General features: G+C 37.2%; 15 protein-coding genes and 1 other annotated feature. Of the genes, 9 read left to right on the top strand and 6 right to left on the bottom strand.

Annotated features, from left to right (window positions below; all coding sequences use genetic code 11):
• Positions 1-69: 69 nt before the first annotated feature.
• Entirely contained in the window at positions 70-528 is a 459-nt protein-coding gene (locus FDO66_RS02670; RefSeq protein WP_258535541.1) for a DUF2231 domain-containing protein, read from the top strand.
• Positions 529-584: 56 nt separating this feature from the next.
• Here the strand turns inward: FDO66_RS02670 and FDO66_RS02665 are convergent, their stop codons facing one another.
• Complete coding sequence (locus FDO66_RS02665; protein WP_141430862.1) at positions 585-1421, bottom strand: MurR/RpiR family transcriptional regulator; 837 nt, start codon at positions 1419-1421, stop codon at positions 585-587.
• 180 nt (positions 1422-1601) lie between these two features.
• On the opposite strand from FDO66_RS02665, the gene FDO66_RS02660 reads away from it, so the two are divergent.
• The 5 genes from FDO66_RS02660 to FDO66_RS02640 all read left to right on the top strand — a co-directional run bounded on the left by FDO66_RS02660 (position 1602) and on the right by FDO66_RS02640 (position 7070).
• Positions 1602-2459 carry a DUF8171 family membrane protein gene (locus FDO66_RS02660; protein ID WP_141430861.1) on the top strand — a complete coding sequence of 286 codons (858 nt, stop codon included), beginning with the start codon at positions 1602-1604 and terminating at the stop codon, positions 2457-2459.
• A gap of 4 nt (positions 2460-2463) precedes the next feature.
• On the top strand, positions 2464-4197 hold the full coding sequence (locus FDO66_RS02655; protein WP_141430860.1) for an ABC transporter ATP-binding protein: 1734 nt from the start codon (positions 2464-2466) through the stop codon (positions 4195-4197).
• Complete coding sequence (locus tag FDO66_RS02650) at positions 4169-4993, top strand: energy-coupling factor transporter transmembrane component T family protein (RefSeq protein WP_258535540.1); 825 nt, start codon at positions 4169-4171, stop codon at positions 4991-4993. The genes FDO66_RS02655 and FDO66_RS02650 overlap by 29 nt, the downstream gene beginning before the upstream one ends.
• 26 nt (positions 4994-5019) lie before the next feature.
• Positions 5020-5769: a PHP domain-containing protein gene (locus FDO66_RS02645; RefSeq protein ID WP_141430858.1), complete on the top strand. Its 750-nt coding sequence runs from the start codon at positions 5020-5022 to the stop codon at positions 5767-5769.
• Positions 5770-5858: 89 nt separating this feature from the next.
• Positions 5859-7070 carry a M20 family metallopeptidase gene (locus FDO66_RS02640; protein ID WP_141430857.1) on the top strand — a complete coding sequence of 404 codons (1212 nt, stop codon included), beginning with the start codon at positions 5859-5861 and terminating at the stop codon, positions 7068-7070.
• On the opposite strand, the gene FDO66_RS02635 is transcribed toward FDO66_RS02640, so the two are convergent.
• The 5 genes from FDO66_RS02635 to FDO66_RS02615 form a co-directional block, all read right to left on the bottom strand.
• Positions 7054-7275, bottom strand: coding sequence for a hypothetical protein (locus FDO66_RS02635; RefSeq protein WP_181444418.1), 222 nt, complete (start codon positions 7273-7275; stop codon positions 7054-7056). The genes FDO66_RS02640 and FDO66_RS02635 overlap by 17 nt on opposite strands.
• A gap of 13 nt (positions 7276-7288) precedes the next feature.
• Entirely contained in the window at positions 7289-7708 is a 420-nt protein-coding gene (locus FDO66_RS02630; RefSeq protein ID WP_141430855.1) for a hypothetical protein, read from the bottom strand.
• Between the two features lie 163 nt (positions 7709-7871).
• Positions 7872-8273: a PadR family transcriptional regulator gene (locus FDO66_RS02625; protein ID WP_141430854.1), complete on the bottom strand. Its 402-nt coding sequence runs from the start codon at positions 8271-8273 to the stop codon at positions 7872-7874.
• Between the two features lies 1 nt (position 8274).
• Positions 8275-8811: a sigma-70 family RNA polymerase sigma factor gene (locus tag FDO66_RS02620; protein WP_141430853.1), complete on the bottom strand. Its 537-nt coding sequence runs from the start codon at positions 8809-8811 to the stop codon at positions 8275-8277.
• A gap of 334 nt (positions 8812-9145) precedes the next feature.
• Complete coding sequence (locus FDO66_RS02615) at positions 9146-9895, bottom strand: SDR family NAD(P)-dependent oxidoreductase (RefSeq protein ID WP_220095146.1); 750 nt, start codon at positions 9893-9895, stop codon at positions 9146-9148.
• A 186-nt stretch (positions 9896-10081) separates the two neighbouring features.
• On the opposite strand from FDO66_RS02615, the gene FDO66_RS02610 reads away from it, so the two are divergent.
• From FDO66_RS02610 to metG, 3 genes are all read left to right on the top strand, one after another.
• Positions 10082-10957 carry a LysR family transcriptional regulator gene (locus FDO66_RS02610; protein WP_141430851.1) on the top strand — a complete coding sequence of 292 codons (876 nt, stop codon included), beginning with the start codon at positions 10082-10084 and terminating at the stop codon, positions 10955-10957.
• 141 nt (positions 10958-11098) lie between these two features.
• The gene (locus FDO66_RS02605) at positions 11099-12043 is read left to right on the top strand and encodes an aldo/keto reductase (protein ID WP_141430850.1); all 945 of its coding nucleotides are present in this window, start codon (positions 11099-11101) and stop codon (positions 12041-12043) included.
• A 178-nt stretch (positions 12044-12221) separates the two neighbouring features.
• Positions 12222-12493 (top strand) — a binding site (T-box leader).
• Between the two features lie 58 nt (positions 12494-12551).
• Positions 12552-14186: a methionine--tRNA ligase gene (gene metG, locus FDO66_RS02600; protein ID WP_141430849.1), complete on the top strand. Its 1635-nt coding sequence runs from the start codon at positions 12552-12554 to the stop codon at positions 14184-14186.
• Positions 14187-14200 lie beyond the last annotated feature (14 nt).

Genomic DNA, 14200 nt, shown 5'->3' with positions numbered 1-14200 from the left:
TTTTTCAGCTTATTTTCAGCTTTCTTTTGTATGCTTACCTTGTTTTCATAATAAAAGGAGTGAGAGTATATGTTGTCAACACCGCTTCACCCATTATTGGTTCACTTTCCAATTGCACTATTGATTATGGGGGTTATCGCACAATTCCTCGCACTATGGAAAAAAGATTTTTTTGATAAGCTTGCATTATTTTTATTTTCATCTGGTCTATTTACTGGAATTCTCTCCTACCTTACTGGTGACGGAGCAGAAGAGTTTGCTGAAAGAAACGGAAACGAAATCAGTTCTATCGTCCATATTCATGAAAGGTATGCACTCATCACCCTTTTAATCTTTGGCGTGATTGTTGCTTTAAAAATAGTAAGACATTATCGAAAACAATCCTTTTTACTCCCTCTCATTCTTATTTTTTGTATTGCTGGGGCAACAACCTTGACTTTAACTGGACATTACGGCGGAAAAATGGTGTACCACCCTACTTCACAAAGTGGATCTATTTTTTATGAGGAAAAAGAAGATAGAGAGTAATTTTTTATAACTTTATTCTGAAAGGTAGAGAAGCAGCTACCTTTCAGAATATTTTTTTACTTATATTGAATAAATGATGAATATTTTTTTCGTAATTCATACATGTTTTGTAGTTGATGCAACGCATTTTTTTCATCTTTTTTTACAATCGCTACCGTTAATGAATCAATTAAGGCAACTGGTGCAACTAATGAATGAAACTCGAACATTTTTCCTCTGCATGTGTATAAAACCAAATCAGCAGCATCTCTTAAATTGGACACCAACATATCCGTAATAAGAACGGAAGGACATTGAGCTTCCTTTGCCAAATCTAATAGTAATTTAGACTCTGGTGTTGAATTAGCAAAACCAAACACGATTAGTAAATCGGATTGTCCGATATTTCCTACAGACTCAAATAGCTCCCACCCTCCTTTAGAAATGTGATGAATACGATATCCTAGACGGTTAAGACGAAATTGCAGCAGCTCACACAAAGAATGGGATGGACCCGATCCATAAAGGAAAATCTGATCTGCTTGAATAATTTGATTAACCGTGTCATTAAAATCAGATCTAGCAAGAGAATTCATTGTTTCAGCAAGGTTCCTCATTTCCAATTGAATCATTTCGCTAAATAGATCATGATCCGCAACCTTCTCCATTTTGTCCTTCATTTTGACTACGGGTGTCGTCTCTTTTTCTGATTTCAGCTGTTGCTTAAAGTGCTTCAAATTGTTATACCCTATAACATTCCAAAATCTTGATACGGTTGAGATACTAACTCCAGATTGCCTTGCTATGTCCTGCTCTGTTAAAAAAGGAAGGCTTTCTAGCTGTTTATAGATAAAATCCGCCACTTTTTTTTGACTGTGCGAGAGATTTTTAGATTCGAAGTTTAATTTGACCATCCATACTCACCTCCCCTTATTTCTATCATGAGAGATTTGAAAGTACAACGAAGATGAAAGTTTTTTATCATATGAAATGTTTTTGATAAAAAATTTGCATTTCGTTTACATTATTAACAAATCTACTAAACATTATATTTATAAAATGAACATTGAATAATCCAATGGGAGGTACTATGAATGAATCCTACTCTATCAACAAGGCAGGTTCAGCAAGGTCAATCACAAAAATTAATGATATTTGTCTTATCAATGGCGCTTTTCGGTTTAGGTGATTTAGTTACTGAAATGATTCCAGATGTTGCAATTGGGTCAATCGAACTTGGAATCCCTTATTTTGGTTTTATCGGTCTAATTTTAGTGATGCTGTTAAACCCCTTTTATGCAGCTCTTGGTGCATCTGTTGGGGAGGTTATTTTTTCAGACCTCCTTATGGGTGACTTTGGTGGACTTGGAGAAATTGAAGGCGTTCTTACTTTATTTATTGGCCTATACATCGCAGGTTTAATGGTCAAAAATTTAAAAAGTAAAGCTTCGATTGCAGCTGCTGGAATGGTAGGTGTAGCCGTAGAACAGGTATTAAGTGGTCTAGCAGACTGTATTAAGGTTTGGATTGGCGTTAGTGATATAGACGCTATTAAAGGGTTGCCAGAAAGTATTCTCGTCCTAGAAATCATTGAATGTTCAATGGAGTTTGTTGTTGCTGGGATTATCGTTGGGATCATTCCTGCCATGTACTTAATCCCTCGATTACACGGCAAAATTGAACCTCTTCTAGGAATGAAACCACGAGAAGGAAGCATCTCTAAAGTAGCGGCTGGTTCATTCCTTGCTTTAGCGGCTGGTGTATTTGTTGTGGCGATGCTTTTTGGAGTTTTAGGTGAAGTTGTCGACATTGGGGCATGGAAGCCTGATTTTATCGACCAATTCGGAGATGGATTTGTGTGGATAGGCATTGTAATCGCTGCTGTAGTCGTTGCTATTGTATTTTTCATTAAATCCAAATCACGTAACAAAGAATATACAAGGGCAGGGTAGATAAATGAGTCAAGAAATCATCAAGGTTGAACAATTATCATTCCGGTATCCTGGTTCAACGAAAGAGGTATTAAAGGATATTCATCTAACCATTAATAAAGGCGATTTTATCGCTGTCATTGGAAGCAACGGCAGCGGTAAGTCTACCCTTTGCAAAACCTTTAATGGCCTTATTCCTCATTATTATATCGGAGATTTTTCAGGCAAGGCTAGCGTTTTCGAAACAGATACCTTGATGTGCTCTGTTGCAGAAATGTCAAAGTATGTAGGCTATGTTTATCAAGATTTTGAAAATCAATTAGTACGTCCAAAAGTATATGATGAAATGATTTTTTCCCGAATGAACTTTGGATTTGCAGATTATAAGGAAAAGGCTGATGAGATCTTGGAGCTGTTAGAATTGAATCACCTTCGTGATCAGTTCATTTGGCAGTTAAGCGGCGGGCAAAAGCATATGGTTGCCTTGGCTAGTGTTCTGACAATGGACCCGGAAATGATTATTATCGATGAACCTGCAGCTCAATTAGATCCTATGAATGCCGTTCATATTTATCATGTACTGAAAATGCTAAATGAGCAATTTAATAAAACGATTATTGTGATTGAACATCATACGGAATTTATTGCTGAATATTGTAAGTCTGTTATTTTAATGGATCAAGGAAAATTAATTTGGAAAAAGCCAGTTGATCTCGCATTAAACGAAGTGGACACACTTTTGGAGCGGAACATTTTCCCGCCTCAAGTGACACTAGCCGCTTATAAAGCGAATTGGAGCTTGAAACCTTATCCTGTGAGTCTAAAACAGGGAATTCAGTATTTTAACCATGCAAAATCCCTCACTTCAAATACAAGCGATGCTTTCACAAATACAGATCGATCACAACAAAATCAGCCACTTATTGAGATGAAGGATGTATTTCACGGGTACAAAGCAATAGATAAGTCAGATAAGAGAATACTAGACGGGATTGATTTGAGTTTTTATGAAGGTGACCGAGTCGCTCTTGTTGGGGTTAATGGAGCTGGAAAGTCCACTATACAAAAAATCATTACCGGTATCCAAAAGCCAAAAGAAGGAACGGTGACGGTTCTTGGAAAAAATACAAGAGATATATCCCCAGAGGAACTAGCAGAATCGGTCACCTATATTTATCAAGATCCAGAAAAAATGTTTATCGCTGACAATATTCGGGCAGATATTGAATATTTTTTAAAGGCACGTAATGTTCCTGACCGTGATCCTTTTGTAGATAAACTCATCAAACAATTTTATCTAGAGGAACTGCAAGATCATGATGGTCGGCTGCTTAGCGGCGGGCAACAGCGTAGAGCATCTCTTGCAATAGGAGTTGCGATGCGTCCAGAAATTATGTTGCTTGATGAGCCAACTGCCAGCTTAGATGTATCAAGCCGTAAAGAAATCGTTTCTATGCTAGATCAATTAAAAGATCATGTAAAAACGATCATAATAGCTACTCATGATATGCAGCTAGCTGCATCATGGGCAAATCGAATTATCGTAATGAAGGATGGTCAAGTGCTAGCAGACATAAACGGGCTGCAATTATTTACGAATCCTTTCTTAATGAGAGAAGCTGGTCTAAGACCTCCGCAAATTACAGAGCTTAGTCATGCAATTGAGCTGCATCCTCCAGCATTAAGTGTGGAGGAGTTCTGTGATCGAATAAGCACTAGGAGGGATGACGTTGAGTTATATCGAGAAGATATTAAGTAATTTTTCATTAGAAAATTTGAAATTAACCTTATTTCGAACGGCATTTGTAAGGAAAGATACGTTTTTATCTAGATTTGATCCGAGAGTACTGCTTATTTGGTATATGTTTTTTGCGATCATTCCATGGTTTGTACACAATCGAATCGTGTTAGTCATATTTTTCGGGTTCATGCTTCTTATTGCTTCGATTTCCAGGATTAGCGGCTTCATCATTATGATGCTGGCATTTACTACAATTTGTAATCTAGTATCGATCGTTTTGATTACGCTATTTTTGAGTGGCGATCTCAAAGTCTTTCTAGCCATATTGACACTTACCTTAAAATTGGTAACGGTCGCTCTTGCCAGTTTGGCTGTTTTTTCAAGCCTCGATCCAGAGAAATTTAGTGATGCATTGCTCAGCTTTGGTTTACCTGGACAACTAAGCTTTGGCGTTTCCTATGGATATCGAATGATTCCTATTCTTGTCGAGGAGTACCATCAAATTATAAACTCCTATCGATTAAGGGGAAAAATGCCTGTTCACAAAGGTTTTTTACGTTGGAGACAGCTTATATATATTAGTAAAATTGCCGTGATCGCTTTTTATCCAATGATATTAAATACAGCGAAGCGGACACGTACAACCGTTGAAGCTTTGGAAGTGAAAGGCTTTACCTATGGGCTGCACAATCCAGAAGCAAAACGATTGAAGTTATCTTATTTAAGAATACGCCAAAAAGATATGCTCTTTTTAGGAGCGACAATCCTTTTTATGGCTCTCACTTTTTATGTTGGAAATATTTATCAAATGTAACTACTTAGAGGAAGGAAGAATGATTTATGTTTATCGATTTTCACACACATACAAAAATGTCTAAGGATGTAGATTTTAATATTGGCTACTTTAAGAACATGATAAAAAGTGCTCGAAAAAATGGATTGACCGCCATAGCGTTAACGGAGCATTTTAACACGCGCCGATTTGAAGATATTTATGATACATTAGATCAACACTACTCATATACGCAATATTATGATGTTGACGGATTCAAGGTATTTAGCGGTATGGAGATTGATATTAAGGAAACAGGGCACATTTTATTAATCGGTCATCGAGATGACATTCGTAAAATCCGATCTCATTTTGCAGACCGAACGGATAAAGACAACTTCCCATCATTCGATGAGCTTTTTGACATTGCCCACTCTTTTAATCTATTAAAGATTGGTGGACATCCTACTCGAAAATCAACCCCTCTTATTCATCTTGGGGATGATCGCCTGCAGCAATTTGATGCCTTTGACTTAAATGGCAAGGATGTCGCCAAGCAGCCTTTTACACAAGAAGAAGTGATTGCACTAGGACAAAGATTGAATAAACCAGTCGTTGCAGGCAGTGATTCACACTTACCCGTCCAGTTTGGTTGTGTGAAAAATCAATTCTTTGAAGAGTGTGACTCCATTGATCAGCTTCGCAATTGCATGCTTTCTAATAATTATAAAGTAATCGTATCAAATGAAGCAGCGAAGAAAGTAAAAGAAGCAAGTTTTATGAAAGAAACAATCAAATTACTAAAACACGTGTACTAAATTTTTAATATTATTCTATTAAATAGCCCCCTTTATCCAAATATAGCAGTATAATAATTAATAAATGTTAATTATTCGGAGGGGTTACTTTGGAAGGGTTGCTTAATAGACTTGAAGAAATTTTTCCAGAAATGGTGGAGCTTAGACGCTATTTTCATCAGTATCCAGAACTATCTTTTCAAGAAGTAAATACAGCAGCAAAAATCGCAGAGTACTTAAAGGATCTAGGGATTGAAGTGAAAACAGGTGTTGGCGGAAATGGGGTCGTCGGCTACATTAAAGGCGGGAAGCCTGGTAAAACTGTTGCATTACGAGCGGACTTTGATGCGCTTCCTCTTCAGGATGAAAAAGGGGTCGAATATAAATCCAAGGTTCCTGGGGTAATGCATGCTTGCGGACATGATGCCCATACCTCTACGTTACTCGGGATCGCGAAGGTTTTATCTGAAGCAAAAGATGATCTGAACGGAAATGTAGTCTTAATCCACCAATTTGGCGAAGAAATTTCACCCGGGGGAGCAAAACCAATGATTGAAGCCGGTTGTCTAGATGGAGTCGATGCCATCTTTGGCACCCATCTTTGGTCAACTATTCCGGTTGGGGAAATTGGCTATCGCAGCGGTCCGATTATGGCGGCAGCGGATAAATTTGAAATTAAGCTTTTCGGGAAGGGCGGTCACGGATCTGCTCCGCATCAAACGGTCGATTCGATCGTATTAGGAACGACGATAATTCAACAGCTTCAGCAAATCGTTAGCAGACGAGTCGATCCTTTAAAACCGGCTGTTCTATCGGTTGGAAAGTTCCATTCTGGAAATGCATTTAACATTATCGCAGATTCAGCCGAAATTGAAGGAACTGTGCGCACCTTTGATACAGATGTTCAAGATTTCATCATCGCAGAAATGGAAAAAGTGATTAAAACTACTTGTGAAGGCTTTGGTGCCACTTATGAATTTAACTTTTTAAAAGGGTACCCTGCTGTCGTTAATCATCCTGCAGAAACAGATCTCATTGTTCAGCATGCCATTCCAATCATTGGGGGAGAAAACGTGAAGGAAGTCACCCCTATTATGGGCGGAGAGGACTTTGCGTATTATTTAGAAAAGGTTCCTGGTACCTTCATTTTAACAGGTGCAGGAAGCGAGGAAAGCGGGGCGATCTACCCTCACCATCACCCTAAATTTAACATCGATGAAAAATCGATGCTCATCGCAGCAAAAATTTTGCTTTCAACCTCAATTGGTTATTTGAATAAGGAAAGTGCTGGCTTGAAAGAGAAGGTTACAACAGAAAATTAAGTGAAACGATATAGATCCCATCCAATAAGAAGCTCTTAATCTCGTGCTTATTGGGTGAGATTTTTACTTTCACTTTAAAAAAACTACTATCGCTTTCAGCAGAACCTGTATCGATTAAAACATTTGCTAATTTCATACTTTTCCCGCGAAAAGTGATTTTTGCTTTTACAAAAGGTAAGCCAACTACTTCTTTAATACTAATCATATTCTTCTCAAACCTATCCATTTCTTCTCACGAATATCAAGATTTTCTCTTGAAGTATGAAAAAAATAAAATTCACGATTCGGCTTATGTTTGTGTAATTCAGAATGTCTGTGTTTACCATAAGATTAAAAGTCGGAAAAAGAGGACTATTCGCCACGAGCAAAAGAAGAGAGCCAAACGCAAACAACCACCAACCAAAATTTTTCAGCTTTTGATAGTTAAAGAACTTTATGGTTGCTACCATGATCAACCCAATAACGATGCCACCGATCTTGCTCGTCCAACTTAAATACAATCCTCCATTGCCATTAAAAAGAACCATTGGCAAAAATCCAAGTCCCAACACAATTAGAAACAAGCTAACCAATCCCCATTCGATTTTTGGCTGATAAAGGTTGTTGAATTTCTGCCCGATTATATCTGGGTTGCCCATCTGCTCTACTGCTTTTTGTTCAGCTTCTTGTTCGGAAAGCCCCTCTTTAACGAAGTCCTTTTTGTTTCTCTAAGATGATGCTCAAGCTCCTCTGCCACTAGTTTTATCGCTTCCTTGGAGCGGATTTGCTTTGTGACTGCATCCAAAAAGTTCTGTTTATCATTCATGACAAGCTCCCTCCTTGCAGCTTTCGTAGGATAAGAGTCTTAGCTCGCTTACTTTTCTCAACCTTATTTAATACTTTTTGTCCCTTTTGATTTAAAGCATAATATTTCAATTTATGATCGTCCCAACGAGTGGCAAGATAGCCTTTTTGTTCAAGCTGATGCAGCAATGTATATAAAAACCCTTCCCGATGATCAAATTTCGTAAACCCTCTTGCTGTAATCAACTTTCTTAATTCAACACCTGTTCTTTCTTGAACAAGCAATTGCAATACTGCTTCCACGACATTTTCTTGTTTAATATCCCTACGAACAGCTTCACGATGCTTTTCGGAAAACACCAGGTCTTTATAAACACTATTTTTCATCGATTGGCGGAGATTTTGTAATTGCTTATCCATGTCAGCAACCCTCCAGTTCTACTTTTAAAAGCTCTTTTGCCCGCTTTAACCTTGTTTTTATGGTGTTTATTTTTACATCGATGATGGCTTCTATTTCCTTTATTGAAAGTTCCTCAAAATAATAGAGATAGATCACTTCTCGATATTTGACTGGAAGACGAAGTACCGCATGGGCAAGTACTTCTTCACTTTCCTTATTAAGAATATCTTGCTCAACATTTTGAGTTGCAGGACCCGTAAAGCTTGCCATTTTCTCTGTCATCCATACTTTCCGATGATACCAGCTTTTTAAATAATCCTTGCAATGATTAATCGCAATCCGCCATAGCCACGTTTTAAATTTGGCATCCCTCTGATAGGTATGAAGAGCTTTATAGCATTTTACAAAAATTTCCTGTGTCAAATCCTCCACTACGGATTGATTATGTACATAGGAATAGACCAATTCTAAAATAGATTGACCGTACCTAATCATCATTTCATCTAATAATGCTTCTTCATTTTCAAGTTCTAATAACTCTGAAACAGACTCTTCCAAATGGACGCTCACCTCTTTTTATTTATTAGACGATTTACATAAGGGGGGAAGTTTGGTAAAAACAAAAACTCTTTACAACATAATTATGTATTATTATCCGATAAATTAGAGGCTCAACTTTTAGAATTTTAGACAGTATGATATTTTATAAAAGAAAAAAGGAACAGATCGTTTGTTTCAACAGAGTAAAATAAGCTCCTTGAATGACTTGATCCATTCCTTCTTTAATTCGATTTATTTTAAATACAGAAATGCTATTAATTTCCTTTATTAAGAAATAGATGTAGTGAATGTTTAAAATATTAATATAGAATTATCAATCTATTATTCTCCTTTAGCCTCGTCCAAACACCCAGCCCCCGTTTACATTCAGTATTTCTCCAGTAATAAATGAAGCTTCAGAAGATGCCAAATACCTGACTGCAGAAGCTACATCCTCTACTTGTCCAGCTCTGTTTAAAGGGACCTGATCAATGATTCCTTGAATGGCATCGCTCGGCCAATCCCCAGTGAACCCAGTCTTTTCTATGAATCCTGGGTTAACAGCATTTACAGTAATACCCTGAGGACTTAGTTCTCGAGCTAAACTATAAGTCAACCCATGAAGACCCGCTTTTGCAGATGCATAACCTAAAGCTCCTGGGCTCCTTCCTCCTGTAATACCAGCAATTGAACCTATATTAATGATTCTTCCTCCAGGTCTTGTTAAGTATTTTGCAATAGCGACAGACATTAAGTAACTTCCTTTAAGGATCGTGTCAACCATGCTGTCCCATGCTTCTTCTGCTTCTTTTAGATCCAAGTCGGTAGTCGTTCTTTTTATGTATCCAGCATTATTGACCAATACATCCACATGATTATATTTTTCTGTAATAGCTGCTCGTAATTTTTCAATTTGCTCTCTTTCAGAAATGTCAGCCTTTAGCCATGTGACATTATCTCCTAGCTCTTGTGCAGTACGAATAAGACGTTCTTCATTTCGACCAATAATGATAACATTGGAATCTTTGCTGAAGTTTTTTGCTATTGCTTTTCCTATTCCACTATTTCCTCCGGTTATGACAATGACTTTTTTTCTATCCACAATTGACCAGCCCTTTCTGAGAAACTATTTGATACCTTTTTTCTATTTATGAAAAGCTTGATTTTAATGAACACAAGAGATCTTCGCACATTCTTTTTCCCTTATTGTAATCCTATGGTAAATTTAAATAATCAATATGTAAAATATATATTTCGTTATCATTTAATACTTTGGAGGTATTAAAAGTTGGAACTGAGACATTTAAAATATTTTATAACGGTTGCAGAACAACTACATTTCGGACGTGCTGCAGAAATTCTAAAAATAGCGCAACCGCCATTAAGTCGACAAATACAGCAATTAGAACAAGAATTAGGGATCTTGCTTTTTGAACGAAGTAAAAGGCAAGTTCGTTTGACTGATGCAGGTCAAGTGTTGTTAGAGAGAGCCTATCAGATCTTTGAGGTGGTGGACGATTCGGTTCGTCAAGTTCAAAGAGCAGGGGGTGGCGAAAAAGGAAAAATTACCATAGGTTTTGTTACAACAGCCTCCTATGATGTATTACCAAAAATATTGAGAGAATATCAGTTACGATATCCAGATGTGGAAATGGAATTAAGAGAGTTAACGACTACTAAGCAAATTGAAGCATTAAAAAAAGGGGAATTAGATGTGAGCTTCTCAAGGTTACCATCAGATGAAAAATTGCTAAATAAAAAAACAGTATTGCATGAAACATTGATTGTGGCATTTCCTGAGAGCCATCCCTTTGCAGATAAGAGAAAAATTCATTTATCAGATTTAAAAAATGAATCTTTTATTATTTTTCCCCGCCATATGGGACCTAACTATTATGATGAAATCATCAAACTATGCATAGATTCAGGTTTTTCTCCTAGAATTGTCCAAGAAGCCAAACATATGCATACAACGATCAATTTAATATCCTCTGGAATTGGTTTATCCATTGTCCCTAGTTCAGTAAGAAGGTTAAAGAGACAAGGGGTCGTATATCGTGATTTAGTTGAGGTTACAAATGGGTTCGAGATAGCTGCAATATGGAAAAAAGATAACTCTCGTGCAGTTGTACAAAATTTTATTTCCTTATTAGAATCAATTTAGATCGTACTAGTAAGTTGAGAGATGATAAAATATATAACCTTTTCTATCTCTTTAAATAAGGAGATAACAAGCAAATTTTTTCATCTCCTCCCATTATTTTGTTAAGATTGTGTTGAACCTAACAAAAGGAGATGCTTATTAGTGACAAAACTTGTGAAAATAGGGAAGTCAGATTTATACGTGAATCCGATTGGTCTTGGTACAAATGCAGTAGGCGGGCATAATTTATACCCTAATTTAGATGAAGAAGAAGGTAAAAACCTTGTAAGGACCGCTTTGAGCAACGGGATGAACTTTTTGGATACAGCATTTATTTATGGTCCGAAGCGTTCAGAAGAATTAATTGGAGAAGTGATCAAAGAAACAGGGAAACGTGAGGATGTTGTGATCGCAACCAAAGGGGCTCATAAATTTGTGAACAATCAAATAGTGCTTGATAATTCACCTTCCTTCTTAAAGCAATCTGTAGAGGATAGTTTAAAGCGGCTGCAAACGGATTACATCGATTTGTATTATATCCATTTTCCTGATGAAGCAACTCCTAAAGATGAAGCGGTCGGCGCTTTAAAAGAATTAAAGGATCAAGGAAAAATTCGATCCATTGGTGTATCCAATTTTTCGTTAGAACAATTAAAAGAAGCAAACAAAGACGGCTATGTTGATGTCGTTCAAGATGAGTACAATCTAATTCAACGAGATGCGGAAAAAGATTTGCTTCCTTATACTGCACAAAATCATATTTCCTTTATTCCATACTTCCCATTGGCCTCAGGCTTGTTAGCCGGAAAATATAGCAAGGATACAACCTTCAATGACTTACGTGCAAATAAACCCCATTTTCAAAGAGACAATTTTATTAAAAACTTAGAAAAAGTCGATCAGCTGCGTCCTATCTCAGAAGCCAAAAATGTAGAAATCGCTCACATCGTTTTAGCCTGGTATTTAACCCAAGATTCAATTGATGTCCTCATACCAGGAGCAAAACGCGCCGAACAGGTCTTAAACAATCTAAAAACCATAGAGGTTCAATTATCGCCAGAAGAAATTGATAAAATCGATCAGATTTTTCAAGTGAAAGTCTATTAAAAACTCCTTTCTATAACCTGAGTGCCGTTGGATAAGGCACTCTTTTTTTCTTCCTCCATCCACTACCTTATAGAAATCGGTTTAACATTGGCAACTCCATGCTTTAATTAACCAATCTACTTTTTTCTTATTTACTTTTTTCCACATTTTAGATATAATTCCTTTTAAATGAAAATAATTACAGGCAATGAAGAGGAAAAGTAGAAGGATGATATCTTTCCCAGAGAGCTTCGGGAGCTGAAAAGAAGCAAAGATTTCCCTTTGAAAAATGGCCTTTGAGCCTCGCACTGAACGTATCATTGATACTAGTAGGATGCGACAAGAGTTGGCACTTGTTATCAAAACCACAGTATACGAGTAAGAATTTACTCCGTACTTAGTGAGGCTTTTGCATGCAAGTGCGAAAGTAAATAAAGGTGGTACCACGGGAATTCAAACCTCGTCCTTATCTATGACTAGATTAGGGCGGGGTTTTTTATTTTTCAATAAAGATTAGGAGGAATCTGACATGAGTATTTTTATTGGCGGAGCATGGCCTTATGCAAATGGCTCCTTGCATCTTGGTCATTTATCGAGCTTACTGCCAGGAGATATTTTAGCGAGGTATTTTCGTTTAAAAGGTGAGGACGTCCTTTATGTTTCAGGAAGCGATTGTAACGGGACGCCTATTGCAATTCGAGCTAAGCAAGAAGGCGTTTCACCTGCTGTCATTGCCGATCGTTATCATCATGAATTTAAAGACTGTTTAGAAAGATTAGGTTTTTCCTATGACATATACACTCGCACGGACTCAAAAGATCATCATGAAATCGTGCAGCAAATTTTTTTAAGCTTAATTGAAAATGGTTTGATTTATAAGAAAGAGATTGAACAAGCGTATTGTGACACATATGAACAGTTTCTCCCGGATCGATATGTAGAAGGAATTTGTCCCAATTGCGGAAAGCCAGCACGTGGCGATCAGTGCGATTATTGCTCTACAATCTTAGACCCGCTCGATTTGCTTGAAAAGACATGCAAGCTGTGCGGCGAGCCTCCTTCCATAAAAAAGACCGAGCATTTTTATTTTGCGTTAAGTTCCTTCCAAGCGGATCTTGAGCAATTTGTGAAAGAAGCAAAAGAATCAAAGGCTTGGCGAGAAAATGCAATACAATTATCTGAAAGATATTTGCATGAAGGACTGCAGGATCGCGCTGTTTCTAGAGATTTACCAATTGGAGTCCCAGTACCTGTTCCCGGCTTCGAAGAAAAAAAGATCTATGTATGGATAGAAGCTGTTGCGGGTTATTATACTGCCAGTAAGCAATGGGCAAAGGAGACCAATCAGGATGATGCTCTATTTTGGACAAAAGATGCAGAAACCTACTATGTACATGGTAAAGATAACATCCCCTTTCACTCCATTATATGGACAGCGATTTTAAAAGGAATCGGTGTACAAGGATTGCCAAAGCATATCATCTCCAATGAATATGTCACACTTGAAAAAAAGAAAATATCAACGAGCCAAAATTGGGCAGTATGGGTTCCGGATATTTTAGAAAGGTATCATCCCGACTCTATCCGATACTTTTTAACCGTGAATGCCCCTGAAAATCGTGATACCGATTTTTCATGGCGGGAGTTTATATACAGCCACAATAGCGAGCTGTTAGGAGCTTACGGAAATCTAGTAAACCGAACCTTAAAGTTTATCAAAAAATATTTTGAAGGAGACATTCCAGAGGGTGAAATCAATCAAGCAATTCAAACAAGGATTGAAGATTTATATCAAAGAATTGGCTTTTTGATTAAGGATGCTCATTTTAAGCAAGCGATTGAGGAAATCTTTGAATTTGTACGTGAAGGCAACAAATATTTTGATGCAGAACAGCCTTGGAAGCAAATTAACGAAAACAAACAAGCCTGTCAAAATACAATGGTGAACTGCGTTCTGATTATTGCTAATTTAGCTCAATTACTAAGTCCCTTCCTTCCTTTTTCAAGTGAAGAAGTAAAAGAGTTGTTAGGACTTTCAAAATTAGAGTGGCAACCTATAACTTGCCCTCCCAAAAAACTTAACAAAGTAAAACCGCTTTTTGAAAGAATTGATGTAAAAAGAATCGATGAAGAGCTTGAGAAGTTAAATTATCAGGCAAATTAATATTTATTCATGGG

The sequence above is a fragment of the Bacillus sp. 03113 genome, assembly GCF_006546985.1.
Taxonomy (GTDB): Bacteria; Bacillota; Bacilli; order Bacillales; family Cytobacillaceae; genus VATK01.
The sequence above is the reverse complement of the archived record's forward strand: the minus strand, read 5'-3'. Positions and strand labels throughout refer to the sequence as shown.

Coding starts and splice junctions, on each gene's coding strand:
- FDO66_RS02670 (WP_258535541.1), top strand. CDS start 70: ATGTTGTCAACACCGCTTCACCCATTATTGGTTCACTTTCCAATTGCA.
- FDO66_RS02665 (WP_141430862.1), bottom strand. CDS start 1,421: ATGGTCAAATTAAACTTCGAATCTAAAAATCTCTCGCACAGTCAAAAA.
- FDO66_RS02660 (WP_141430861.1), top strand. CDS start 1,602: ATGAATCCTACTCTATCAACAAGGCAGGTTCAGCAAGGTCAATCACAA.
- FDO66_RS02655 (WP_141430860.1), top strand. CDS start 2,464: ATGAGTCAAGAAATCATCAAGGTTGAACAATTATCATTCCGGTATCCT.
- FDO66_RS02645 (WP_141430858.1), top strand. CDS start 5,020: ATGTTTATCGATTTTCACACACATACAAAAATGTCTAAGGATGTAGAT.
- FDO66_RS02635 (WP_181444418.1), bottom strand. CDS start 7,275: ATGATTAGTATTAAAGAAGTAGTTGGCTTACCTTTTGTAAAAGCAAAA.
- FDO66_RS02630 (WP_141430855.1), bottom strand. CDS start 7,708: ATGGGCAACCCAGATATAATCGGGCAGAAATTCAACAACCTTTATCAG.
- FDO66_RS02625 (WP_141430854.1), bottom strand. CDS start 8,273: ATGGATAAGCAATTACAAAATCTCCGCCAATCGATGAAAAATAGTGTT.
- metG (WP_141430849.1), top strand. CDS start 12,552: ATGAGTATTTTTATTGGCGGAGCATGGCCTTATGCAAATGGCTCCTTG.